At 63.2% G+C, this 21,849-nt stretch carries 24 protein-coding genes; 13 read left to right on the top strand and 11 right to left on the bottom strand.

The features are described 5' to 3' along the window. Window positions 1–4 precede the first annotated feature (4 nt). Window positions 5–1,114, top strand: a complete 1,110-nt coding sequence (locus tag QRN54_RS13750; protein ID WP_285182171.1) for a DUF6670 family protein — start codon at window positions 5–7, stop codon at window positions 1,112–1,114. A gap of 18 nt (window positions 1,115–1,132) precedes the next feature. Beyond that, a complete protein-coding gene (locus QRN54_RS13745) occupies window positions 1,133–1,708 on the top strand; it encodes a P-loop NTPase family protein (RefSeq protein WP_058226628.1) in 576 nt (191 codons plus the stop codon). Here QRN54_RS13745 and QRN54_RS13740 read toward each other — a convergent pair. Together QRN54_RS13740 and QRN54_RS13735 are read right to left on the bottom strand one after the other, a co-directional pair. After that, entirely contained in the window at window positions 1,691–2,335 is a 645-nt protein-coding gene (locus QRN54_RS13740; RefSeq protein ID WP_256938450.1) for a formylglycine-generating enzyme family protein, read from the bottom strand. The genes QRN54_RS13745 and QRN54_RS13740 overlap by 18 nt on opposite strands. 26 nt (window positions 2,336–2,361) lie before the next feature. Then, window positions 2,362–3,882, bottom strand: coding sequence for a PucR family transcriptional regulator (locus QRN54_RS13735; RefSeq protein ID WP_241064861.1), 1,521 nt, complete (start codon window positions 3,880–3,882; stop codon window positions 2,362–2,364). 175 nt (window positions 3,883–4,057) lie between these two features. Between QRN54_RS13735 and QRN54_RS13730 the strand changes: the two genes are divergently transcribed. Both QRN54_RS13730 and codB read left to right on the top strand, forming a co-directional pair. Continuing rightward, window positions 4,058–4,522 carry a nucleoside deaminase gene (locus QRN54_RS13730; protein WP_003940577.1) on the top strand — a complete coding sequence of 155 codons (465 nt, stop codon included), beginning with the start codon at window positions 4,058–4,060 and terminating at the stop codon, window positions 4,520–4,522. Further along, window positions 4,519–5,850, top strand: coding sequence for a cytosine permease (codB, locus tag QRN54_RS13725; RefSeq protein WP_042447014.1), 1,332 nt, complete (start codon window positions 4,519–4,521; stop codon window positions 5,848–5,850). Before QRN54_RS13730 ends, codB begins: the two co-directional genes overlap by 4 nt. A 94-nt stretch (window positions 5,851–5,944) precedes the next feature. On the opposite strand, the gene QRN54_RS13720 is transcribed toward codB, so the two are convergent. Continuing rightward, complete coding sequence (locus QRN54_RS13720; protein ID WP_007729990.1) at window positions 5,945–6,796, bottom strand: mechanosensitive ion channel family protein; 852 nt, start codon at window positions 6,794–6,796, stop codon at window positions 5,945–5,947. Window positions 6,797–6,876: 80 nt separating this feature from the next. On the opposite strand from QRN54_RS13720, the gene QRN54_RS13715 reads away from it, so the two are divergent. The 4 genes from QRN54_RS13715 to QRN54_RS13700 all read left to right on the top strand — a co-directional run bounded on the left by QRN54_RS13715 (window position 6,877) and on the right by QRN54_RS13700 (window position 10,604). Beyond that, window positions 6,877–7,515 (top strand): DUF2461 domain-containing protein, encoded by a 639-nt coding sequence (locus tag QRN54_RS13715; protein ID WP_285182165.1) that lies wholly within the window; start codon window positions 6,877–6,879, stop codon window positions 7,513–7,515. Window positions 7,516–7,943: 428 nt separating this feature from the next. After that, on the top strand, window positions 7,944–8,936 hold the full coding sequence (locus QRN54_RS13710) for an ABC transporter substrate-binding protein (RefSeq protein WP_007729992.1): 993 nt from the start codon (window positions 7,944–7,946) through the stop codon (window positions 8,934–8,936). 83 nt (window positions 8,937–9,019) lie between these two features. Next, entirely contained in the window at window positions 9,020–9,805 is a 786-nt protein-coding gene (locus tag QRN54_RS13705; RefSeq protein WP_285182160.1) for an alpha/beta fold hydrolase, read from the top strand. Between the two features lie 70 nt (window positions 9,806–9,875). After that, window positions 9,876–10,604 carry a Clp protease N-terminal domain-containing protein gene (locus tag QRN54_RS13700; protein WP_030536545.1) on the top strand — a complete coding sequence of 243 codons (729 nt, stop codon included), beginning with the start codon at window positions 9,876–9,878 and terminating at the stop codon, window positions 10,602–10,604. A gap of 69 nt (window positions 10,605–10,673) precedes the next feature. Here the strand turns inward: QRN54_RS13700 and QRN54_RS13695 are convergent, their stop codons facing one another. Then, window positions 10,674–10,877 (bottom strand): cold-shock protein, encoded by a 204-nt coding sequence (locus QRN54_RS13695; protein WP_003939930.1) that lies wholly within the window; start codon window positions 10,875–10,877, stop codon window positions 10,674–10,676. A gap of 318 nt (window positions 10,878–11,195) precedes the next feature. On the opposite strand from QRN54_RS13695, the gene QRN54_RS13690 reads away from it, so the two are divergent. Both QRN54_RS13690 and QRN54_RS13685 read left to right on the top strand, forming a co-directional pair. Next, window positions 11,196–12,248, top strand: coding sequence for an ABC transporter substrate-binding protein (locus QRN54_RS13690; RefSeq protein WP_285182154.1), 1,053 nt, complete (start codon window positions 11,196–11,198; stop codon window positions 12,246–12,248). Window positions 12,249–12,294: 46 nt separating this feature from the next. Next, window positions 12,295–13,014: a dienelactone hydrolase family protein gene (locus tag QRN54_RS13685; RefSeq protein WP_030536547.1), complete on the top strand. Its 720-nt coding sequence runs from the start codon at window positions 12,295–12,297 to the stop codon at window positions 13,012–13,014. Here QRN54_RS13685 and QRN54_RS13680 read toward each other — a convergent pair whose 3' ends face one another. Beyond that, on the bottom strand, window positions 13,015–13,740 hold the full coding sequence (locus QRN54_RS13680; protein ID WP_030536548.1) for an SDR family NAD(P)-dependent oxidoreductase: 726 nt from the start codon (window positions 13,738–13,740) through the stop codon (window positions 13,015–13,017). Window positions 13,741–13,812: 72 nt separating this feature from the next. On the opposite strand from QRN54_RS13680, the gene QRN54_RS13675 reads away from it, so the two are divergent. Beyond that, a complete protein-coding gene (locus QRN54_RS13675) occupies window positions 13,813–14,352 on the top strand; it encodes a MarR family winged helix-turn-helix transcriptional regulator (protein WP_225320148.1) in 540 nt (179 codons plus the stop codon). Here the strand turns inward: QRN54_RS13675 and QRN54_RS13670 are convergent, their stop codons facing one another. From QRN54_RS13670 to pcaH, 6 genes are read right to left on the bottom strand one after another with little or no spacing between them, the layout of a single operon-like run. Further along, window positions 14,353–15,564 carry an acetyl-CoA C-acetyltransferase gene (locus tag QRN54_RS13670; protein WP_285182153.1) on the bottom strand — a complete coding sequence of 404 codons (1,212 nt, stop codon included), beginning with the start codon at window positions 15,562–15,564 and terminating at the stop codon, window positions 14,353–14,355. Window positions 15,565–15,588: 24 nt separating this feature from the next. Next, a complete protein-coding gene (locus QRN54_RS13665) occupies window positions 15,589–16,413 on the bottom strand; it encodes an IclR family transcriptional regulator domain-containing protein (protein WP_211920977.1) in 825 nt (274 codons plus the stop codon). Further along, a complete protein-coding gene (pcaDC, locus tag QRN54_RS13660; RefSeq protein ID WP_285182152.1) occupies window positions 16,410–17,591 on the bottom strand; it encodes a bifunctional 3-oxoadipate enol-lactonase/4-carboxymuconolactone decarboxylase PcaDC in 1,182 nt (393 codons plus the stop codon). Before pcaDC ends, QRN54_RS13665 begins: the two co-directional genes overlap by 4 nt. Beyond that, entirely contained in the window at window positions 17,588–18,916 is a 1,329-nt protein-coding gene (pcaB, locus tag QRN54_RS13655; RefSeq protein ID WP_050654574.1) for a 3-carboxy-cis,cis-muconate cycloisomerase, read from the bottom strand. Before pcaB ends, pcaDC begins: the two co-directional genes overlap by 4 nt. Window positions 18,917–18,927: 11 nt before the next feature. Beyond that, on the bottom strand, window positions 18,928–19,569 hold the full coding sequence (gene pcaG / locus QRN54_RS13650) for a protocatechuate 3,4-dioxygenase subunit alpha (RefSeq protein ID WP_042446987.1): 642 nt from the start codon (window positions 19,567–19,569) through the stop codon (window positions 18,928–18,930). Then, entirely contained in the window at window positions 19,562–20,281 is a 720-nt protein-coding gene (gene pcaH / locus QRN54_RS13645; protein WP_007730015.1) for a protocatechuate 3,4-dioxygenase subunit beta, read from the bottom strand. Before pcaH ends, pcaG begins: the two co-directional genes overlap by 8 nt. Window positions 20,282–20,452: 171 nt before the next feature. Between pcaH and QRN54_RS13640 the strand changes: the two genes are divergently transcribed. Beyond that, window positions 20,453–21,199, top strand: coding sequence for a CoA transferase subunit A (locus tag QRN54_RS13640; protein ID WP_007730016.1), 747 nt, complete (start codon window positions 20,453–20,455; stop codon window positions 21,197–21,199). Next, the gene (locus QRN54_RS13635) at window positions 21,196–21,843 is read left to right on the top strand and encodes a CoA transferase subunit B (RefSeq protein WP_003940102.1); all 648 of its coding nucleotides are present in this window, start codon (window positions 21,196–21,198) and stop codon (window positions 21,841–21,843) included. The genes QRN54_RS13640 and QRN54_RS13635 overlap by 4 nt, the downstream gene beginning before the upstream one ends. Window positions 21,844–21,849 lie beyond the last annotated feature (6 nt).

Genomic DNA, 21,849 nt, shown 5'->3' with positions numbered 1-21,849 from the left:
GGGCGTGACCGGACAAACCGTTGATCGTTCCGACCCTGTTCCCGCCACCCGCTCGCGCCGATTGTGGCGACCCGCGGTTCGGGCTTTGCTGGACGGCGCGCTACCGCTGATCGACAAGCGAATGGCGGAATCGGTACGCCCGTTCGATCGGCCCGACATGATGCGTCCGCACCTGGCTTCGCGTAAGTTCGCGTGGACGCACTACGGGATCTTCGTTCCCCGGCTGCCAGGGCCTTTCCGTTACCTCAACACCATGACGTTGATCGGTGCAACCGGGACGGTGGTGTTCGACAACGACTATCTCGCTGCACCCGACGCGCGAAACACCGCAACCGTGCTGAGTTCCACCGCAGCGCCGGGCCATCACTTCTACCGGGCGTACGACGCTGCCGATGAGTGTGCGTTCGAAGAAGATGGTTCGCGAATCGCCTTCGGTGACAACCTGATCATCGAGAACAGCTATCCGAACTTCCGAGTCACCGGGCGATACGACTCATTCGACGTCGATCTCGAGATCGTGGCAACGGACCAAGCGACGTGGTTCGTGCGTAATCCCGTCTACGACCACGTCAGTCTGCTGGCACAGTGCTCCGGAACAATTGCGAGTCCGGATGGACCGGTGAGTATTTCGGCTCCGTGCACCGTCGAGTACGCGCGGTGCATGACACCGCAATCGTTGACTCGCCGCGTGCTTCCCGAGTCGTGGAAGCTCCCGGCCGACTTTTTCACCTACCAGATCGTTCAACTGGACGACCGGCATCAGTTGTTGCTCACCGATGTTCGAGCGTCAGGGGTTACGGCGTGCAAGCTCGCCTACATTCGGACTGTCGACGGTAGTGCGAAGGTCTTCGACGACGTCGAGTTCGACGTGCTCGAGTACGCCGACGCATTGCACGTCGACCCACAGGGTCGCGAGATGCGTGTGCCGCGCGTACTGCGTTGGCAGGTACGCGATCACGGCAGGACGGTCGTGGAGTTCGAGGCCGAGATAGACTCGGAGTGGCGCTACGGTCACGGCAAGGGATACGTCGGCGCGTATACCTACCGGGGAAGCTTCGACGGTGCGTCGATCAACGGCACCGGTTACATCGAATGGGTGGACTGCGAAGTGTAAGGCCCCTAGGGTGTATCGGTGCCTTTCGTAGACCCCGCCGCGCTGACGATTCGTCCGCAGAAGATCCTTGTCGCGGGGACTTCCGGTGCCGGAAAGACGACTCTCGCCGGTCGAATCGGGCGGCTTCTCGAGATCGAACACACTGAGCTGGACTCGCTGTTCCACGGGCCCGGCTGGATTCCGCTCGACAGTTTCGAAACCGAAGTACGACGCTTTTCCAGCGAGCCGGCCTGGGTGACCGAGTGGCAGTACGGTGCGGTGCGTCGACTTCTGGCCGAGCGTGCGGACCTGATGCTGTGGTTGGATCTGCCTCGGCGGACGGTGATGCGCCAGGTGATCACACGAACCGTGCGTCGGCGATTGCAGCGAGAGGTGTTGTGGAATCGCAACATGGAGCCTCCACTGCACACCATTCTGTTCGATCCGGATCACGTGGTGCGCTGGGCCTGGCGAACCGACGGACGCAACGCCGAGCGAATGGCCACGGTTCTTGTCGATGTGCCGTCGTTGCCGATAGTTCGGCTGCGCAGTCGAGAAGAGATCGAGGCTGTGCTCGAAGTCCTCAGCCGTCTGCCCTCAGATCGTTTGAGCTAGGCGAAATCCCAGGTCGTCGATTGCAAACGTCGGATGGCTTCGCCTCCTTACGGTAGCGCCGCAACCGCGCTCGCTTTCGGCCCAACTGCCGCCGCGAAAGATCCGGTACGTGCCGTAGACCTCGGGGTCGTAGAGATCCCAGCACCATTCCCAGACATTGCCGATCATGTCGTACAGGCCCCAGTTGTTGGGTGCCTTCGTTCCGACGGGACGAGCCCTACCCTCTGAATTGTCGCTGTACCAGGCAATCTCGTCGATCTCGCCGTAGCGGTAGCCGGAGGTGCCGGCCTTGCATGCGTACTGCCACTCGGCCTCGGTGGCGAGCCGGTAGCCAGTTGCGCCGCGGTCCCACTGCGGAGAATCGGTGTCGACGTCTCGATATGCGGGTGTCAGACCGTCCGCGACCGAAAGTGTGTTGCAGGTTGCGATGGCGTCCTTCCATGAAAGGTCGACCGCTGGTTTGCTCGAATCGTCCGACGAATCTCCGTGAAGCAGCGCCCTGGTGGTGAGATGGCGTGCGAGGCGGAAGGATTCGACTTTCGAGGTCCACGCAGTACCTTTGCGGTCGTCCCGAAGGTGCACCTGGCCGGCAGGGATCTCGATCATCAACTCTGCTGCTCCGGTCATTCGTTCATCATCGCAGAGGTTGTCGCTCACCCGGGGAGACGCTCGAACGCAGCTTGTGGATCAAGGCCGGTGCGCATGCGCCATGCGGTCAGCGCAAGCCCGAGGCAGACCACCTGTGCCGGATCGTCGAGGGAAACACCCATCAGCTTCTCGATACGCGTGAGCCGTGCATAAAGCGACTGACGCCGAATGCCGAGGAAATCCGCGGTTCTCGCCTTGCCGCCCCGATGTGCGAGGTACGCGTCGAGCGTTCGGACGAGATCGGCGGAATGTGCTGTGTCGTATGCGATCAGCGAACCGAGTTGCTCGGTTACGAACACGGACAGCGAAGCGGGAGTCGTTCCGGCGGCGAGCAGTCGCTGGACGCCGACGTCCCTCGCGAGGATCACTCCGGTCCGGGTGCCGAAGCGCCGCGCGATCTGGACGACTTCGCGAGCTTGCGCGACCGCCGCCCCGACGCCCGACAGGTCCGCGACCGGCGTCGCCACTCCGAGCGTGCGTACCGCGGAACCGCCCGGCCCGCGGCGTAGCAGCTCGTCGGCTTCGGTGAACGCAGTCCGCACTCGAGCGGGGGATGCGGACGCCCACCCGTGCGCGAGCACGATGACGTGATTGGCCGCAGTCCCGACGACACAGGAGCCGAGCACGGCCCGTACGGCGTCGCGTACTTGGTCAGCGAGCTCTCGAACCGGCGTTTGCCGATCGATGTCGACAGCGGCGACGAGGACGTGGTGCCCCTCCGACAACGGCGTCCACCCGGCCGCTGTCAGTCGCTCGGACAAGTCGCCGTGCGATGTGAGCACACCGCCCACCACGTCGGTGATCACCGATTGGGCGAGTGACTGTCTTGGGCCGAGATCGCCGTGACGGCCGAGTTCCAGAGCTACCGCGACGGCGGCGCAGTTTGCGACGGCGGTTCGGCGTGTGGTTGCCGGCCCGCACAGGACAAGTCGACCGAGTGAGTTCGTCGGGCCGCGTACGTCGTGGATAGTGCGTTCGGTCTCGGATCGCTCTGCGCCGGTTGTGCTGCGCTCGACGGTTCTGCCATCCGCGTCGAGCAGATCGACGCCGCACCCCGCGAGTCGTGACACCTTGTCGAGCAGCGCGGTCATGCCCTGGCCTGCAACCACGAGACTCAGAAGTTCTTGCCAGACAGGCTCGCCCGCTTGCGCCGAACCGAGAGTGCGGCGGAGCATGAGGTCGTGAAAGTCTTCGACCATCCGCTCGAAGGGCACTACTGCGTGCAGGGCCAAGAACGCGAGTCCCCGTCGGCGCGAAGCTTCGACGAGTTCGGGAGGGGCCGTGAGGAACGAGCGCCCGACTTCCATCGCGAGTGCGACGCATCCCGCGTCCGCCAATTGGTCGATGTAGGCGGTGAGCTGCTCGGGAGATCGCCCGTGCAGACCGAGGCCCGTGGTCAGAAGGACCTCACCTCCGGACAGCAGCCCACCCATCTCGTACACCTCGGACGAATGGACCCAGCGGACCACCGCGGTATCGACGTCGCCCGCGAGCACCTCGATTGCGGCGGCCTTGAACGAGGGCATCGCAAGAACTTGTCGCAGAGTCGGGAGCATTTTTATATCGTCCGCTGAGGGGGCACTTCGTCATAGAGCTAGTTCTGCCGAACTGACAGGTTGTCCCTTGTCGGGCTGTTACCACCGTGGTCGGATTGTGACACGAGCCACAATCGACGATTTTGGTCAGACTCCAGGAGCGCACATGAATCATCCGGCACACACCGATGAGTATTTTCTCGGACTTGCGATCGAACAGGCGAAGATCGGTTGGGAGGAGGGCGGCGTGCCGATCGGCGCGGCGCTGATTCACCGGGGCGAGGTTCTCGCAGTCGGACGTAACCGTCGGGTCCAGATGAACAGCGCCATCCGTCATGGCGAGACCGACTGCATCGAGCGCGCCGGACGACTGCCGGCCTCGGTGTATCGCGAGTGTGTCCTCTACACGACTTTGTCGCCGTGCTTCATGTGCGCCGGAACGGCTCGCCTGTACGAGATCCCTCGAATCGTGGTCGGCGAAAATCGTTCCTTCGAGGCATCGGAGGAATGGTTGCGCAGCAGCGGAATTCAGGTCGACGTCGTCGACGACGCGGAGTGTGTGGCACTGATGGACCGCATGCTGGCCGAGCGCCCGAGCCTGTGGCTCGAAGACATCGGCGAAGTTGTATGAGCAGCGCCGTCGAACCTGCCACGGTCGCAGGCGATTCGGAGAGCGCAGGCCCCCCGGTCGATCCTGACTATCCCGTTACTCCGGTTCCGCTTCATGCACGAAAGCCGTTCTTCTCGCTCGCGGTGGTGTTGTTGGGGTTCACCATCTTCACACCGACGATGTTGGCCGGAGCAGCGCTCGGTACCGCGTTCTCGTTCTGGAAACTGATGGTGGTGATCGCCGCCGGATCCGCCATCTTGGGGGTTTACGTCGCCATGATGGGGTTCGTCGGAGCTCGAACCGGACTGACAACAGTTGTGATGGCGCGCTACAGTTTCGGCACTCGCGGGTCCAAGCTCGCTTCGATCCTGCTGGGCGGTACCCAGATCGGCTGGTACGGAGTCATCATCGGCACGATCGGCGATCTCACCGCCCAGGCGCTGGGCTGGGATTCCTACCTCGCCAGGGCGTCGGTGATGATCGCGGCGAGCATCTTGATGTGCGTCACCGCCTGCTACGGCTACCGCGGAATGTACTGGGTTTCGCTCGTCTCGACGCCCTTGATCCTGGCGTTGGCCTGCTGGGTCGTGTTCAGGTCCCTCGAAGAGGTCGGTGGATTCTCCGGCCTGGTCTCGGTTCAACCGCAGACGACCATGACGATCGCGCTCGCAATCACCACTGTCGTCGGCACGTTCGTATCGGCGGGAACGCAAGCGCCCAACTGGACCAGGTTTGCCCGTTCCGGATCACAAGCGGTGTGGGCCTGCGTTATCGGGTTCCTCCTCGGAAACGGATTGATGATCCTGTTCGGCGCCATCGGAGCCATCACGTTCCACGAGGGTGACTTCGTGTTGATCCTCTACAACCTCGGGCTTGTCGGCTGGGGCCTGGTCTTGCTGTTCGGAAACCTCTGGAAGAGCAACGCAGACACCGCATACGCCTTCGGAGTGGCCGGTGCCGAGCTGTTCAGAAAGCCCCGCAAGACCCCGTTCGTCATCGGTGGATGTGTGATCGGCACGGCGCTCGCTCTGACCGGTGTGCACAACCATCTGGTCGACTACCTGAGCCTGCTCGGAACTTTCATCCCGCCGTTGGGCGGCGTGATCATCGCTGACTTCCTGTGCCGGTGGCGGCGAGGCATCCCCGAGGGGTACACCCCGCAGCCGGTCCACTGGCGCAACCTCGCCGTCTATGCCGTCGCAGCGTTCCTCGCTTGGCTTTCCGGTGAGTTCGAGGTGGGAATCCCGCCTCTGATCGGCATCGTCGTAGCCATTGCACTGACGATGTTCCTGCACCGGTTGTTTGGCAACAGCTCGGCAGATCGGGAGGTCTCGACTTCCACCGTCTGAATCATGCTTCAGGCACCAGCGAGCCCCCGGCGGTATCGACCGCGCCGGGGGCTCGCGTACTTGATGGAAAGGGCAGACGCTTCCGTCTCAACCGTCATCGCAGAACAGGCAGGTACGGTGCCTCGATTCCCTGCTCTTCGAACGCAGTCAGCGCCGAGCGCGCAAATGCGCGCTGGACTGCCCATTGGCGCCCAGGCTTGACCTGCGCCGTCACTCGAATGGTAATCGCCTCGGCAGTAACCGAATTGACTCCCAGCATCTCCGGCTTGTCGATCATGTCCGCCCTGATCGGTTCGGACTCCGCCGCCTCGAGGACGGCTCGCGTCGCCACCTCACACGCTTTGTGCACGTTCGCATTGTGGGCGATCGGGAGATCGAGAACTGCAGTGGCGTAACCCTGACTCATGTTGCCCACTCGCAGGATTTCGCCGTTGCGGCAATACCACAAGGTGCCGTTGACATCTCGAATCGTGGTGACGCGCAGGCCCACTGTTTCGACGGTGCCGACCGCGTCGCCGAGATCAACGACGTCGCCGACACCGTACTGATCCTCGAGCAACATGAAGATGCCGGAGAGGAAGTCACGCACCAGGTTTTGTGCACCGAAACCGATGGCAAGGCCGATGACTCCGGCGGATGCGATGAACGGCGCGACGTTGATCCCGAGGATGCCGAGAATCTGCAGCACACACCAGACCAGGATGACGATGGACACCGTCGATTTGAGTACCGAACCGATGGTCCGGGCTCGCTGCGATCTGCGCTCGTTCACCTTGGCGTTCGGAGACTTGCGAGGCTTCGACATTCGATCGATCCCGCGGTGCAGTGCGAAGCGCAGAACGACTGCGAGTGCCACGTAGATCGCGATCTCGACGGGTCGGTGAATCAACCAGTCTCGGTTGGTATCGGTCAGTTCCCATGCTTGTATTTCGGAAATCATCTCCATGCAGTCTACGGATTCGGGCCGATCCGGGCATCGGTGCAGGGCAGACGGTCCAAAGCCGAACAGGCAGCTAGGCTTACGTCATGGCTGCGTTCACTGGCATACCCGTTGCTGCACTCGACTTCTACGAAGACCTGGAAGCCGACAACAGCAAGACCTGGTGGGCAGCGCACAAGGAGACGTACGACGAAGTGGTTCGTCGTCCGATGGCGTCGTTGACCGCGGCATTGGAGGACGAATTCGGCACGGCCAAGCTCTTTCGGCCGTATCGTGACGTTCGATTCTCGAAGGACAAGATCCCGTACAAGACGCACCAGGGAGCGTTCGTCGGTCTCGCCGAGAGCTGTGGCTACTACGTGCAGATCGACGCGGCAGGGTTGATGGTGGCCGGTGGTTTCTACGCCAGCAGTTCGGAGACCATCGCGCGTTATCGTGCGGCTGTCGACGACGACGTTCGAGGGCCGGAGCTCGAGAAGATCCTGGCCTCCGTCGAGAAGGCCGGATTCACGATCGGCGGCGACAAGCTCAAGACGGCGCCTCGCGGATACACGGTCGATCACCCGCGGATCGAATTGCTGCGTCACAAGTCGCTGACCGCTGGGCGTACTTACCCGAGCCCGTCGTGGCTGGACAGCGCCAGGACATTGAAGGAAGTTCGCACAGCGTGGCGCGCACTGACGCCTTTGGTCGAATGGTCCGGACAGGTGCTCGGACCGAACTGACCGTCCGACAGAAAAGTGTGACGTAGCCGTAGGAGAGTTCACCTCGAGTTCATCGAAACTCGAGACGCCTGGGGCTAGCGTGGTGTGTGTAACCGAAAGTTTCGGCCCCGCTTCGAGTCGCAGCGCCGCAGTTCGAAGCCATTTTCTCTCGATCGACATCGTGAACAACCCGTGTCAGTGGAGACCATCATGGCTATGTTTCTCGCTCTCGTCCTGATCATCTCGGTCCTCGGAATCGTCGGCACCTACCTCGCGTTCAGTGCGGTCTACTTCGTCGAGATGCGCAAACTCGACAAGTAAGGGGTGCGAATTGGCCTGATTCGACTATTTCTGGGCCGATCGCGACGACCCTCCCTGCGTACGCTGTTAGGGCATCCTTATCCGCTCGCAACAGTGGATGATTCATTTCTTTTGGAGGTTCGACACGCATGCCCGCTCAATCCACGCTCTTGCTTCCCGAGGGCTACTCCGACAACCGCCTCGTTTCGGACCTCACACGTCGGCAGTTCGGCTTCGGTGCCGGGATCGCCGGGCTGGGCGCGTTCCTGGCGGCCTGCGGTGACAGCGGGAGCAGTTCGGGTGAAACCGAAATGCGTTCTGTGACGACACCTCTCGGAACGTACGACATTCCTGTCAATCCGAAGAGGGTTGTCGCGATCGACTCGCGGCTCGATCTGGAACCTGCTGTAGCTCTGGAACTTCCGCTCGTCGGCTACACGTACGCCCAGGCGACACCGTGGGTGCCTATCGATTCGTCGGTACCGTTCCTGTCGGAGATCCCCAACCGCGAGCAGATCTTGGCGCTCGAGCCCGACCTGATCGTGTGCCTGAACTACGAGAGCGAGTGGTGGCCGGTGGCCGAGATGTCCACCATCGCACCGGTTCTGACGACAGAGTTCACCGACGACTGGCGCACAAACCTCTCGCGGTTGTCGGGCTGGCTCGGTCGAACGGCCACACTCGATCGATTGACGCTCGACTACGACAATCTGATTTCCGACATCCGCAGTCGTCATGCCGAGAAGATTGCGTCCAAAACCGTTGCCAGTGTCTCGTTCATGCCGGACACGAACACGCTGTACGTCACGAGCATCCGTACCTCCGAGAAGGGCGACAAGCCCAGCGACATGACGCTCGGCGACATCGGTGGCAAAACCGCCACCTCGGAAGGGCTCGATCCCGAGGGCGGCGTCAGCCTCGAAGGCCTCGACGTGCTGGCCGGCGTCGACGGCTTCATGATCACCGAAAACGAGGACAGTGCGGCGTACCAGGCATTGGTGGCGAGCAAGCTGTGGCAGCGACTCCCGGCAGTGCAGGCGGGCAACGTCACCAGTCTGGGTGGCTCCACCTTCTACGGTTCGATCTACACGATTTCCTACGTGGCGCAGGGTTGGGATGCCCTGTACAACAAGATCAGCTGAAGCCTCTGCCGACCGGACCGATGAGTTTAGGTAACGCGGGCGGTCTAATCAGGTAGGCATTGACCAGACCTGAGGAGATCGACGTGCAAACAGAGCAATCCCCAGCGGTAGTGCAATCCCGCGACGGTACGACCATCGCATACGAACGCTCCGGTGCCGGACCAGCAGTGGTCCTGGTCGCCGGAGCGTTCTGCGACCGCGGTTGGTTCGATTCCCTGGCTGCAGAGTTGGCGGCGGACTTCACGGTGTACTCGTACGACAGGCGCGGACGCGGGGACAGCGGTGACAGTCGCGCGTTCTCGATCGACGCCGAGGTGGAGGACTTGCGGGCGGTCGTCGCTGCCACCGGTGAAACACCGCTCGTTTACGGATTGTCGTCGGGTGCCGCGCTGGCTTTGGAGGCCGCTGCGCAGGCCGTTCCGATGCGTAAGCTCGCCGTCTACGAGGCGCCGTACATGGACGACGACCAGCGTGACGAGACTGCCCAAAGTGACCTGGAGCGATTGATTGCGGGCGGCGACAGGGAAGGTGCTGTGACGCGTTTTCTGGATCTGACCGGCGCGTCTCCGGAGATGGTCGACGAGATCAAGCGGAGTGCCGATTGGCCCGACATGTGCGCCATCGCGCACACCTTGCCTTACGACGTCGCTGTGTGTGATCACGGCTGTCAGTCGCTCGACTGGCTTGCCTCCATTGCCGTCCCCACGTTGGTCATGTACGGCGGTGATAGTGGTCAATGGGCACCTGCCTCGGCGACGAGAATCGCTGCAAAAGTCTCGGGGACAAAGACTTTGGAGATCCCCGGTCAGGGCCACGGCGTCGCCGACGACGCTATTGTCCCGGCTCTGCGTGAATTCTTTTCCGGCTGAGCACTGGGCGGCGAAGACGATCGTCAACCTAGGGTTGACGTTTTCGATTGCGTCAACCTATGGTTGACGCATGAGCAAACCAGTGGAAATGACCAACAAGGTTCGACTCGACGACCTCATCGACGCGATCAAGAAGGTTCACACCGATGCTCTCGACCAACTTTCCGACGCCGTGATTGCCGCTGATCATCTCGGTGAAGTTGCAGATCACCTGATCGGTCACTTCGTCGACCAGGCGCGCAGGTCGGGAGCGTCGTGGACGGAGATCGGCGCGAGCATGGGTGTCTCGAAGCAGGCTGCGCAGAAGCGTTTTGTTCCCAAGGCGCCGAGTGATCAGAAGCCGATGGATCCGAACGAAGGGTTCAACCGGTTCACTCCCCGGGCGAAGAACGTCGTCATGGCCTCGCAGAACGAAGCCCGCGCCGCCGGTAACGCAGAGATCCAGCCGGAGCACCTGCTCCTGGGGCTCGTCGAGGAGCCTGCCGGGTTGGCTGCGAAGGCGATAGTGGCGCAAGGGGTGGAGCTCGGATCCGTCCGAGCTGCAGTGGCCGGTGTACTACCGGCTCCGACTTCCGAACTACCAGAACTCATTCCGTACGACGCTCGTGCGCGCAAGGTCCTGGAACTGACGTTCCGTGAGGCTCTTCGCCTGGGCCACAACTACATCGGAACCGAGCACATCCTGCTCGCACTGCTCGAACTCGAAGACGGATCAGGTGTTCTGGCTGATCTCGGAATCTCGAAGTCGGTGGCGGAGTCGAACATCGTTGGAGCGTTGGCCGTCATTCAGGATCAGTGATTCAGAGGTGAATCCGATGCAGAAGAGGGCCGCACCCTTGCGGGTGCGGCCCTCTTCTTGTGTCACTGATTAGACAGCGCGCACATTGGTGGCCTGAGGACCCTTCTGGCCCTGGCCAACCTCGAACTCCACACGCTGGTTCTCGTCGAGCGACTTGTAGCCGTTGCCCGAGATTTCAGAGTAATGAACGAACACGTCCGGTGTTCCGTCGTCGGGAGCGATGAAACCAAAGCCCTTTTCGCCGTTGAACCACTTCACGATGCCCTGTGCCATACCGATACTCCCTACAAACTCGATCCGGGCCCTCACATCGAAGTCCCGATCTCGATGTGTCTATCCTCCCATGCCGCGCAAGTCGAACGGTGGGCGACGTGCAGAAGCGAGTTTGTCAGGGGCCGACAAGGAGGAGGGATACCGATCTTCAGCACTTGTCTGATCAATCCGTCGACGGCGTGGACTCGTGGCTCGCATGCCAGCCTGCGGGGCTAGACCAGCGAGAAGCTGCCCAGCTGTGTTCTCGCGCTCGGATCGCTCGAAGTCGACAACGTAGGGCCCCACGGGAGCTGAGGGTGGGCTAACCTCTCATTCGCTGTGCCCTCGGCGCGCGCAGCAGACGCCGAGAAGGAGAGTGCACACGTGTACGGAACGATTCGCGAATCACCGACTACCGCTGAACTTGTGGACCAGCTCAGTCGCCGTGGGTTCTTCGGGGTCGGCGCAGTGGCGGCGGCCGCCATCCTTGCGGGGTGTTCGACTACATCAGATGCTTCTGATGCCGGCGAACAACGTGAGGTGATCAATGCGCTCGGAACCACCACGATCTCGGGAAAGCCGGAAAGGATCGTTGTTGCCAGCGACTTCACGGATCTGGAATTCCTGCTCTCGCTCGGCGTTCACCCAGTCGCCTACGGCAACACAGGATCGTGGGACCGCGGTTCACTGCCTTGGCAGAGCACCGCGGGAATAGCCGACCTCGAAAGCTTCGGCACCACAGGCGAAATCAACCCGGAAATCATCGCGCGCTACTCGCCGGACCTCATCATCGGAATGAAGACTTATCTCGAACCTGCAGCCGAGAGGCTCAGTCAGATCGCTCCGGTCATCGCGCTGGACTGGACCACCTCGTGGCGTGACGGCGTCGCCATGGTCGGGCAGGCAGCTTTTGTCGACGAGGCTGCTGCTGCAGCGATCGCCCGGACCGACGCTCTGATCTCCGACACCGCAGCTTCCCTGAACGGCTTGGGTGGCAAGACGATCATGATCGGCTCGATGTACGGCGATCAGTTGTATGTGCAGGGGGATGCCAGTGCGCCCGGGGTTCTGCTGCGCGAACTCGGACTCGACTATCGCGGATACAACGCCGAGCAGATGACTGCGCTGTCGATGGAGCAGGCGGAGGTACTCGCACCCGCAGACATTTTGCTCAGCCTCGCTTCTGATCAGGAAGCGACGACGAGGTTGGAGAACTTCGCAGTTTTCCAGAACCTCCCCGCGGTGAAGGCGCGATCCTATGCGCCGGTCGAACTTCTGCTCTCGAATGCCTTTGTCGATAATTTCGGTCCACTGAGCGCGCCGTACGCCTTGCCGCAGCTCGCCGGGGTCTTGACCGGGCTTGCGGCGGGCCAGGGAAAACAGCTCCCCTGACCTCGCTTCCGAGCCTATTGACGCCGCGTCGGCCTAGCATCGAAACATGGTGGACATAGATCTGACGGGCCGCGCCGCAGTAGTCGGCGGATCACAACCGCTGCGAGCGATACTCGAAACCCCCACTACCCCCGGCCCGTGGCCGGGGGTAGTGATGATTCACGAGGCCTTCGGGCTCGAGGAGGTGATGCAGCGGCAAGCCAAGCGGCTGGCCGCTGCGGGGTTTTTGACGCTTGCTGTCGACCTCTACAGCGCGGGCGGGGCGAAGCGGTGCCTCGTGCCCACCATGACGTCGATGCTTCGAGGACACGGCAAGGCGTTCACCGACATCGAAGTCGCTCGCAGTTGGCTGGTGGAATCCCCGGACTGCACCGGAAAGATCGGTGTCATCGGATTCTGCATGGGCGGCGGCTTCGCGATGGTCAGCGCCGGAGATTTCGACGCTGCCTCGGTCAATTACGGTCAGCTTCCACGCAAACTCGATGAGGCCGTGGTGGATGCGTGCCCGATCGTCGGGAGTTTCGGAGGCAAGGACTTTTCGCTCCGGGGCGCGGCAGCGAAGCTGGAGACGGCGCTCAGCAATGCCGGTATCGAGAACGACGTCAAGGAGTACCCCACCGCCGGCCACGCGTTCCTCAACGACGCGGAGGCCGGACCCAAGGTGCTTCGTCCTTTGGAGCGCATCCTCGGAATCGGTCCCGATCCTGTTGCAGCGCAGGATGCCTGGAAGCGAATCGACTCGTTCTTCGAGCGCCACCTGGCGTGATCAGCGACTGGTTCTCTCACCGCCGTTGACTGCCAATACCTGACCGGTGATCTGCCGGGCACCCGGTGAGGCCAAGAAATGGACGGCTGATGCGATGTCGTCCGGGGTTCCGGCGCGCTTGGTGCTGGTGGATTCGATCAGCATCGCGCGACGCTCGTCCGTCAGAAAGTCCCGGAAGAACTCGGTGTCGGCGATGTAACCGGGGGAGACGATGTTCGCCGTGATGCCTTCTGGGCCCAGTTCGGCGGCCAGATCGACATTCCACGTCGCAACTGCTGCTTTGGCAGCGCCGTACGCTCCAGCTCCCTTGTCGGCGGCAATCGATCCGATGGTGATGACGGCACCGCCACTGGGGATTCGATCTCGAACTGCTGCTGTGGTCAACACTGCCGAGATCAGATTGGAGTCCAGATTGGCCCGCCACCCGGCGGCCAGGGATTCCAGATCTGACGGCGCTTCGCGATCGAAGTCCGTGTTACCGCCGGCGCAGTGCACCACGACGTCGATGGTTCCCGGAAGTGAATCCTGCAGCCGCTTCAGGTCTTTCGGGTCGGAGTTGTCACACGTCAAGGCGTGAACATTATCGCCCAACTCCTCCGCGGTCTTTTCGAGTGGTTCCGTGCGTCGGCCGGTGACAAAAACGGTGTCTCCGTCTCGGGCGAACGCCGCTGCAACTGCGCGTCCGATCCCTGTTCCGCCGCCGGTTACCAGAACTGTGCGTGTCATGCCTACCTCCGTGAGCTACGTTTAGACCTATACGAAGAACGTATCATTTAGAGCTAAACGAGGTGTGCAGTGGTGGGCGACTACAACCCGGACGACGCGGTGGACGCGGTTGCCTTGGCGTGGCTTCGCGAAAGGCCGGGCACGCCCGTGGAGGGTATCGGCATCGTCACCAGGCTGTGGATGTGCGCCAAGCTGCTCGGTGAGGATCGCCGACGGGTACTCGCCTCGGCCGGTGCGGACACAGCGACGCTGGACCTGCTCAGTGTCCTGCGGCGATCCGGCGAGCCGTATCAGTTGACGACTCGCCAGATCACCGAGCAGACCGGAGTCACGGCCGGTGCAATCTCGCAGCGACTCGCGCGCGCGGAGAACGCGGGTCTGGTGGAGAGGTCTTCCGCCGCGGAAGGGTCACGAATAGTGCTCGTGACCCTCACTGCCGCCGGTCACGAACTGGTGGAGCAACTGGTGGACCGAGTCCTCGGCCGTGAAGCCGAACTGACGTCGATTCTCACCGAGCAGCAGCAGGCCGAACTCACCGACCTGCTGCGTGTCTTTCTCGACGGCCTACGCGGCGAACTCGGTGACTCCGGCGTCGCGCACGTCGGGGCTTGATCAGGACAGGCGCTCGAAGACCGCAGCCAGGCCCTGCCCGCCGCCGATGCACATCGTCTCGAGGCCGTAACGCGCTTCGCGACGGTCCATCTCGCGCAACAGGGTGGCCAGGATTCGTCCACCCGTAGCTCCGACCGGATGTCCGAGGGAGATGCCGGAGCCGTTGGGGTTGATGCGTGGGTCGTCGGCCTCGAGATTCCAACTCTGCAGGACTGCAAGTGCTTGTGCCGCAAAGGCTTCGTTGAGTTCGATGACGTCCATGTCCGCCAGGGACAGCCCGAGGCGGCCGAGTGCCTTCTCCGACGCCGGTACGGGGCCGATGCCCATGGTGCGCGGCGGAACGCCCGCAACGCTCCAACTCGCGAGGCGTGCGAGCGGTCGCAGTCCGAGGGTACGAGCTTTGTCGGCGGTGGTGACGATCGCCAGTGCTGCGCCGTCGTTCTGACCGCTGGCATTACCTGCAGTCACGGTGGAGTCGGGGTCGATCTTTGCGCGCATGGGACGAAGGCGCGCAAGCGATTCCATCGAGGTGTCGGCGCGTGGATGCTCGTCGGTGTCGACGAGCAGGGCCTCGCCCTTGCGCTGCGGAACGGATACCGGAACGATTTCTTCGGCGAAGACGCCGTTCTTCTGTGCTGCGACGGCACGCTGATGGGATTGAACCGCGAGTGCATCTTGATCCTCGCGGCTGATGGAGAACTCGGCGCGCAGGTTCTCTGCCGTTTCGATCATTCCGCCGGGAACCGGGAAGTCACGTCCGCCGGCTGTGACGCGGGCCCGCGCGAGACGATCGCTGAGCGCAACTCCTTCACCCTTGACGCCCCAACGCATTCCGGTTGCGTAGAACTCGGCCTGGCTCATCGACTCGGCACCGCCCGCGAGGACCAGGTCACTGCCACCGGACTGAACCTGCATGACGGCCTGGATGACTGCCTGTAATCCCGACCCGCACCGGCGATCCACCTGCATGCCGGGAACATCGATGCCCAGACCCGCGTTGAGCGCCGCGATGCGTCCGATCGCCGGAGCCTCACCGTTCGGCGAAGCCTGGCCGAGAATGACGTCGTCGATCTCCGCGCCGGAAATGCCGGTACGCGTGACGAGTTCGGTGATCAGCGTCGAGGCGAGATCTTCCGGGGCTACGTCACGGAAGGCACCGCCGAAGCGGCCGACAGGGGTACGGAGCGGTTCACAGATGACAACGTCAGGCATTGGTTCTTCCTTGGGTCTGCTCGGTCAGCGGGTGGCAGCCGAGTGATTGTTGGACGACTGAGTACGTCCGAGATCGACGGAGATGGCGTCCGCAGTGGCGACTGCGGCCGGAACCAGTTCACCGCGAACAGCTTCGGCGCTGTAGCGGGCGGCTTGGGTGGAGATGTTGACGGCCGCGACCACGTCACCGGTCGCGTCCCGGATGGGTGCGGCGAGCGAGCGCAGACCCTCTTCGAGTTCCTGATCGACTATCGCGAACCCGTCGGTGCGAATCTTCTCGAGTTCGGCGCGTAGTCCGTCGGCGGTGGAGATGGTCTTGCCGGTCAGGCGGGCGAAGGACACTCGGGCGAGGTAGGCGTCCAGGGCGTCGTCCGGCAAGCCGGCGAGCAGAACTCGACCCATGGATGTGGCGTACGCGGGAAAGCGCGTGCCGATGGTGATGGACACCGTCATGATGCGGCTGACCGGAACACGAGCCACGTACACGACGTCGTCACCGTCGAGGATCGACACGGACGTGGATTCACGGACCTTGGCGGACAAGGCTTCCAGATGCGGCCCGGCGATCTCGGGAAGGGACAGACTGGAGAGGTAGCTGTAGCCGAGTTCGAGGACACGGGGCGTCAACCAGAACACCGAACCGTCAGTACGTACGTATTCGAGTTCGACGAGCGTGAGTAGGAAGCGGCGAGCAGTCGCACGCGTGAGGTCGGTGTGCCGGGCAACCTCGCTGAGGGTGCGACGCGGGTGCTCACCATCGAAAGCCTTGATGACGGAAAGCCCACGGGCCAGCGACTGCACGTAGTCCGGGGACGGTCCCGGCGCTTGCTCGCTGCTGTTCTCACTCATGTTGTCTCGTTCTCCTCAGGTTCGGCCGAGAGGTCCGCGAGTGCTTGCTTTCCCAGCGCAAAAGCCAAGTTGCTGTTCGGCACACCCGCATAGACCGCGGTATGGAGAAATACTTCCACGAGTTCGTCGGGATCGATCCCGGCACGCAGCGCAGCGCGAATGTGCATGTCGAGTTCGTGTTCGTTGCCGACGGCAGTGAGGATCGCGAGAGTGAGGAGCCTGCGGGTGTGGTGATCGAGGCCGGGGCGCGACCAGATGTCACCCCACGCCGTGCGAGTGATGAAGTCCTGGAAAGGGGCGGTGAACTCGGTGGCACCGGCAATGGAACGGTCGACGTGGGCGTCGCCGAGCACCTGGCGTCGTATGGTCATGCCGGCCGACACCGCGGCGCTACGTTGGGCGAGCGCAGATGTGTGCGAGGCAATATGCGTTGCAAGTAGTTTGGTGACGCGCCCGGCTTGTTCGACGTTGGCCAGGTGTGCGCCCGGATCGACCACGTGCAGTACCGCATCGGCGATGCCGTCGGCGATCGCACCCAACGTCGACGGAGGCGTCGCCGGATCCTGCTCGCCCGCGACGAGGAGCGTCGGAGCGACGATGCGGGCCAGGTCGTTGCGGCCGTCCCACGTCGAAAGCGCCTCGCAGCAGGCGGCATAGCCCTCGTCGGGTGTGGCTTCGACCATCGCGACGTGACGGGCGACAAGCTCCGGATCGTTCTCGGCCAGTCCCGGCGTGAACCAGCGTCCGACGACGGCGGCCGCGATGGATGCAATACCGTCCGCACGGACAGCCCGAGCACGATCGATCCACGGTTGAGCCGGGGCGAACTGCGAGGACGTGCACATCAATGTCAACGTCTCGACGCGAGTGGGGTGGTGCGCGGCGATCCATTGGCTGACAGCGCCGCCGAGGGAGAGCCCGACGAGATGTACGGACTCGAGTTCGAGCGAATCGAGGAGAGCGATGACATCGCCGGCGAGATCGGCAATTGAGTAGGGGCCCGTAGGCACCGGTGACTTGCCGTGGCCGCGATGGTCGACGGCGATGACGCGGTAGCGATTCGACAGCGCGTGAATCTGCGGCTGCCACATGGACAGATCGGATCCGAGTGAACCCAGGAGAACCACTGCCGGGGCATCGAGATTGCCGGTCTGTTGAAAGTTGAGCGCGACGCTCATCGAGATCCTCCTGTGGGGCGTTCGGCGAGGGCGCGGTCGACCAGATCGGTGGCGTGGCCCAGATAGTGTGCGGGGTCGAGTAGTTCGGCGATCTCGGTTTCGCTCAGGTGCTCTGCGATGGCGGGATCACGATCCAATCTGGTTCCGGAAGTGGCTGCCGCGGTGACGATGTCGCGCGCTCGATCAGTGTGTGCGGACAGGGCCTTGGTGACACGCTCGGCGAGAATCAGGCCACCGGTGATGTCGAGATTGCGAGCCATCGACTCGGTGTGTACTTGCAGGCCGGTGAGGCTCACGGAAAGCTGGTGCGCCGCTCCGCCGGCCAGACGCAGGAGATCGGTGACGGTTTCCCACTCGGCGTGCCAGGGGCCTGCAGCGCGAGCGAATTCGTGATCCATGTTCGACAGGGCTGTGGCCACCAGCGCGGGAGCACGTCGCGCTGCCGCGCGGGCGGTGATCGCGGCAACCGGATTCTGCTTGTGCGGCATGGCCGAAGAGCCGCCCGGAGCGCTCTCGGCGACCTCGGACAGTTCGGTGGACGCCATGACGGTGATGTCGGTGGCGGGCTTGGAAACGGCGCCGGCGACGATACCGAGTGTGGTCGCGAGTTCTGCGATGGTCACGCGGTCGGTGTGCCAGGGAGTGACCTGCCTGGCCAGGCCGAGTTCGTCGGCCAGCGCGTCGGCGATCCTGAGCCCGTCGGGATACAACGCAGCGAGTGTTCCTGCTGCTCCGCCGAATTGAACCGGCAACGTGGACAGCACGATCTCGAGGCGGATCGCGGCGGCGTCGAGTGCGGTGAACCAACTCGATGCCAGTAGCCCGAAGGTGGTCGGAAGTGCTTGCTGGCCCAGAGTTCTCGCGACCATCGGAGTGGAGCGATGGAGGCGGGCGAGGTGGGCGGCGGAATCGGCGGCGCGGGTCAGGTCGGCCAGAACCACCGCGCCCGCGCGTCGCGTCAACAGCATCAGCGCACAGTCCATGATGTCCTGACTGGTGGCGCCCGGGTGCACCACGGAGGCAGGCACACCTTCCTGTCCGACCCTTTCGCGCAGCATCTTCACCAGCGGAATGACGGGATTTCCGCCGGCGGCCGACGCGCGGCCGAGCGCCACGATGTCCAGACCGCCCGGTTGTGAGAGTTCGGCCGCGGCAGCAGCCACCGCGGCGCAATGTTCCCCGTCCGCCAACCCGACTGTGGCCATCGCACAACTCAGTGCGGCCTCCACGTCGAGCAACGCGGTGACCCACGCCTGGTCGGACAGGTGCTCCGATACGCGGGTGGCCCCGAACACCGGGTCGAACAGTGCGCCGCGAGTGGGCATGTGTACTCCTCTTACAGCTCGAAGAAGGGCGTCTCGACGCCGTTCGCGTCCTCGTCCTGAACATAGACCGTCCAGGAGTACCCACCGTCGACCTTGGTTGCAACCAGCTTCGCGCGTTCGGTTTCGCTCAGTGAGGACAGCACCGGATCTGTTGCGTGTGCGTCGGCGTCTTCGGGGAAGTACAAGCGGGTGACCAGGCGGTCGAGCATGCCGCGAGCGAAGACCGACACGTTCACGTGTGGGGCCTCGTCCGCATCCGTTTCAGTGGGCTGCGCACCGGGCTTGACAGTGTGGACCAATGCAGTGCCCGTGGGATCCGCTGCGCTGCGGGCGAATCCGCGAAAACCAGCCGGAGTGAGCTCCACTGCGCCACGGGGATCGTCCGGATGGTTGAAGCGTCCGAGCGTATCGGCCTGCCATGTTTCGATCATCGCGTCGGCGACGGGTGTACGGGCGCCGTCGATCACCGTGATGGCCAGCGTGATTCGTCCGGGGGCATCGGCGGGAGCGGCGTCGGGGCCGTCCGTCCAGGGGAGGCCGATGTGCCAGTACGGCCCGACGGTCTGAGAGGGCGTGACACCGAAGGGGGCGGTGGTGAAGTCGCCGGGGACGACCGGATAAGTGGGTGCGGGCTTCGCGGTGTGATCAGTCATCGTGGTCTTCCTCGTTCTCGAATACGGAGGCGTTACGGCCGCGCAGGACGATGTCGAAGCGGAACCCGAGAGCCCAGTTGGGGACTGTGGCGTCGTAGTCGAAGACGCTGACCATGCGGTGACGTGCTGCTTCGGGTACCGCGTTGTAGATCGGGTCCTGGAAGAACATCGGATCGTCGGGGAAGTACATCTGCGTCACGAGGCGCTGCGTGAATGCCGTGCCGAACAGCGAGAAATGGATGTGTGCCGGTCGCCAGGCGTTGTCGTGGTTCATCCACGGGTAGGCGCCCGGCTTGATCGTGGTGAAGCTGTAGTGGCCGTTCGCGTCGGTGACGCAGCGACCCAGGCCGTTGAAGAACGGATCCAGCGGCGCGGGCCAGTTGTCGCCGGTGTGGCGGTAGCGTCCACCGGCGTTGGCCTGCCACACCTCGAGCAGTGTGTGGGGGACGGGTTTTCCGTCGCCGTCGAGTACGCGGCCGTGAACGACGATGCGCTGTCCCTGTGCTTCGCCGCCGTTGGCAATGGTCAGGTCGTTTTCGCCGGCGCCGACGCGATCTTCGCCGAATACCGGCCCGGTGAGCTCCGTGAGCCGCTGGGGGAGCAGCTTCAGCGGCTGCTTCGGGTGGCGAAGGGAAGTCGTCTTGTAGTCCGCGAAATCGGCCGGGGCGTTGACGCCAGTCGGCCGCTGGTACCTCGGCGGTAGATGCAGCATAGGGAACCTCGTCGTTCGGTTACGTGAAGTTGTTCGCAATGTGTACATGTGTTGCGCTCTGCGAACAGAATAGTTCGTAGATGTGACCCAGGCAATGCCGGGGGCGAAATATGTTCGTTATGCGGACGGGGGTTCACAATACGTACGGGTCGCGCTACTGTGATCGACATGATGGACAAAGTCATTCCCACTGCTGCCGAGGCCGTCGCCGACGTGCCGGACGGCGTCACGATCGCTGTCGGAGGTTTCGGGCTCGTCGGAGTGCCGGAAATCCTCATCGATGCGCTCCTCGAGCAGGGCGCGACATCACTCGAAACGGTGAGCAACAACTGCGGCACCGACGGGTTCGGGCTCGGAGTGCTTCTTGAGAAGGGGCGTATCCGTCGGACTGTCAGCTCGTACGTCGGCTCCAACAAGGAGTTCGCGCGTCAGTACCTTTCAGGTGAGCTGGAAGTCGAACTCACGCCGCAGGGCACGCTCGCCGAGCGCATGCGCGCCGGGGGAGCGGGCATCCCCGCGTTCTTCACCCCGGCCGGCGTCGGCACCCAGGTCGCCGACGGCGGCCTGCCACTGCGTTACGACGGTAACGGCGGCATCGCAGTTGCCAGTCCGCCCAAGGAAACTCGTGACTTCGACGGCGTCACCTACGTGATGGAGCGCGGCATCGTCGCCGACTATGCACTGGTCCATGCCTGGAAAGGTGACCGGCACGGCAACCTCGTCTACCGCGCGAGTACCCAGAACTTCAATCCGGCTGCAGCAACGTCGGGGCGCATCACCATTGCGCAGGTCGAGCACCTCGTAGAGCCGGGTGAGCTCGACCCCGCCGAGATCCACACGCCGGGCATTCACGTTCAGCGTGTTGTCCACGTCGGCCCCGTGACGGTCGGCATCGAGAATCGGACGGTACGAGCATGACTTCTGTACTACCCACCAAACTCACCCGCGAAGAGATGGCGGCCCGCGTCGCGCGCGAACTCGAGGACGGGCAGTACGTGAACCTCGGCATCGGTATGCCGACGCTGGTTCCGAACTACCTCCCGACAGACATCACCGTTGTATTGCACTCGGAGAACGGCGTTCTGGGCGTGGGGCCGTACCCGACCGAGGACGAACTCGATCCCGAGCTGATCAATGCGGGCAAGGAGACCATCACCGTTCTCCCCGGTGCGTCGTTCTTCGACTCCTCAGCGTCGTTCGGCATGATCCGCGGCGGCCAGGTCGACGTTGCCGTGCTCGGTGCCATGCAGGTCAGTGCCACCGGAGACCTCGCGAACTGGATGATCCCCGGCCACATGGTCAAAGGCATGGGCGGCGCGATGGACCTGGTCCACGGCGCAAAGCGCGTCATCGTGATGATGGAGCACGTCTCGAAGAAGGGTGAGCACAAGATCGTCGAGAAGTGCTCGCTTCCGCTGACCGGTAAGGGCTGCGTCCAGCGAATCATCACCGACATGGCCGTGATCGACGTGACTGACGACGGTCTCCGCCTGGTGGAGACGGCGCCGGGCATCAGCGTCGAGGACGTGGTTGCTGCTACCGGGGCGAAACTGATTCTTTGACAGTCT

The organism is Rhodococcus sp. MEB032, from assembly GCF_030208925.1.
GTDB lineage: Bacteria > Actinomycetota > Actinomycetes > Mycobacteriales > Mycobacteriaceae > Rhodococcus_F > Rhodococcus_F qingshengii.
Note: the sequence above shows the minus strand (reverse complement) of the source record. Positions and strands in the feature narration are given on the sequence as shown.

Excerpts from the sequence above, each read along its gene's own strand:
- pcaB (WP_050654574.1), bottom strand. The coding sequence starts at position 18,916 with ATGCCCACTCGCGGCGCACTGTTCGACCCGGTGTTCGGGGCCACCCGC.
- pcaH (WP_007730015.1), bottom strand. The coding sequence starts at position 20,281 with ATGCTGCATCTACCGCCGAGGTACCAGCGGCCGACTGGCGTCAACGCC.
- QRN54_RS13715 (WP_285182165.1), top strand. The coding sequence starts at position 6,877 with ATGGCTGCGTTCACTGGCATACCCGTTGCTGCACTCGACTTCTACGAA.
- QRN54_RS13640 (WP_007730016.1), top strand. The coding sequence starts at position 20,453 with ATGGACAAAGTCATTCCCACTGCTGCCGAGGCCGTCGCCGACGTGCCG.
- pcaG (WP_042446987.1), bottom strand. The coding sequence starts at position 19,569 with ATGACTGATCACACCGCGAAGCCCGCACCCACTTATCCGGTCGTCCCC.
- QRN54_RS13665 (WP_211920977.1), bottom strand. The coding sequence starts at position 16,413 with ATGAGTGAGAACAGCAGCGAGCAAGCGCCGGGACCGTCCCCGGACTAC.
- QRN54_RS13695 (WP_003939930.1), bottom strand. The coding sequence starts at position 10,877 with ATGGCACAGGGCATCGTGAAGTGGTTCAACGGCGAAAAGGGCTTTGGT.
- QRN54_RS13735 (WP_241064861.1), bottom strand. The coding sequence starts at position 3,882 with ATGCCCTCGTTCAAGGCCGCCGCAATCGAGGTGCTCGCGGGCGACGTC.
- QRN54_RS13685 (WP_030536547.1), top strand. The coding sequence starts at position 12,295 with ATGGTGGACATAGATCTGACGGGCCGCGCCGCAGTAGTCGGCGGATCA.
- QRN54_RS13670 (WP_285182153.1), bottom strand. The coding sequence starts at position 15,564 with ATGCCTGACGTTGTCATCTGTGAACCGCTCCGTACCCCTGTCGGCCGC.
- QRN54_RS13730 (WP_003940577.1), top strand. The coding sequence starts at position 4,058 with ATGAATCATCCGGCACACACCGATGAGTATTTTCTCGGACTTGCGATC.
- QRN54_RS13680 (WP_030536548.1), bottom strand. The coding sequence starts at position 13,740 with ATGACACGCACAGTTCTGGTAACCGGCGGCGGAACAGGGATCGGACGC.
- QRN54_RS13710 (WP_007729992.1), top strand. The coding sequence starts at position 7,944 with ATGCCCGCTCAATCCACGCTCTTGCTTCCCGAGGGCTACTCCGACAAC.
- QRN54_RS13635 (WP_003940102.1), top strand. The coding sequence starts at position 21,196 with ATGACTTCTGTACTACCCACCAAACTCACCCGCGAAGAGATGGCGGCC.
- QRN54_RS13700 (WP_030536545.1), top strand. The coding sequence starts at position 9,876 with ATGAGCAAACCAGTGGAAATGACCAACAAGGTTCGACTCGACGACCTC.
- pcaDC (WP_285182152.1), bottom strand. The coding sequence starts at position 17,591 with ATGAGCGTCGCGCTCAACTTTCAACAGACCGGCAATCTCGATGCCCCG.
- codB (WP_042447014.1), top strand. The coding sequence starts at position 4,519 with ATGAGCAGCGCCGTCGAACCTGCCACGGTCGCAGGCGATTCGGAGAGC.
- QRN54_RS13740 (WP_256938450.1), bottom strand. The coding sequence starts at position 2,335 with ATGACCGGAGCAGCAGAGTTGATGATCGAGATCCCTGCCGGCCAGGTG.
- QRN54_RS13720 (WP_007729990.1), bottom strand. The coding sequence starts at position 6,796 with ATGGAGATGATTTCCGAAATACAAGCATGGGAACTGACCGATACCAAC.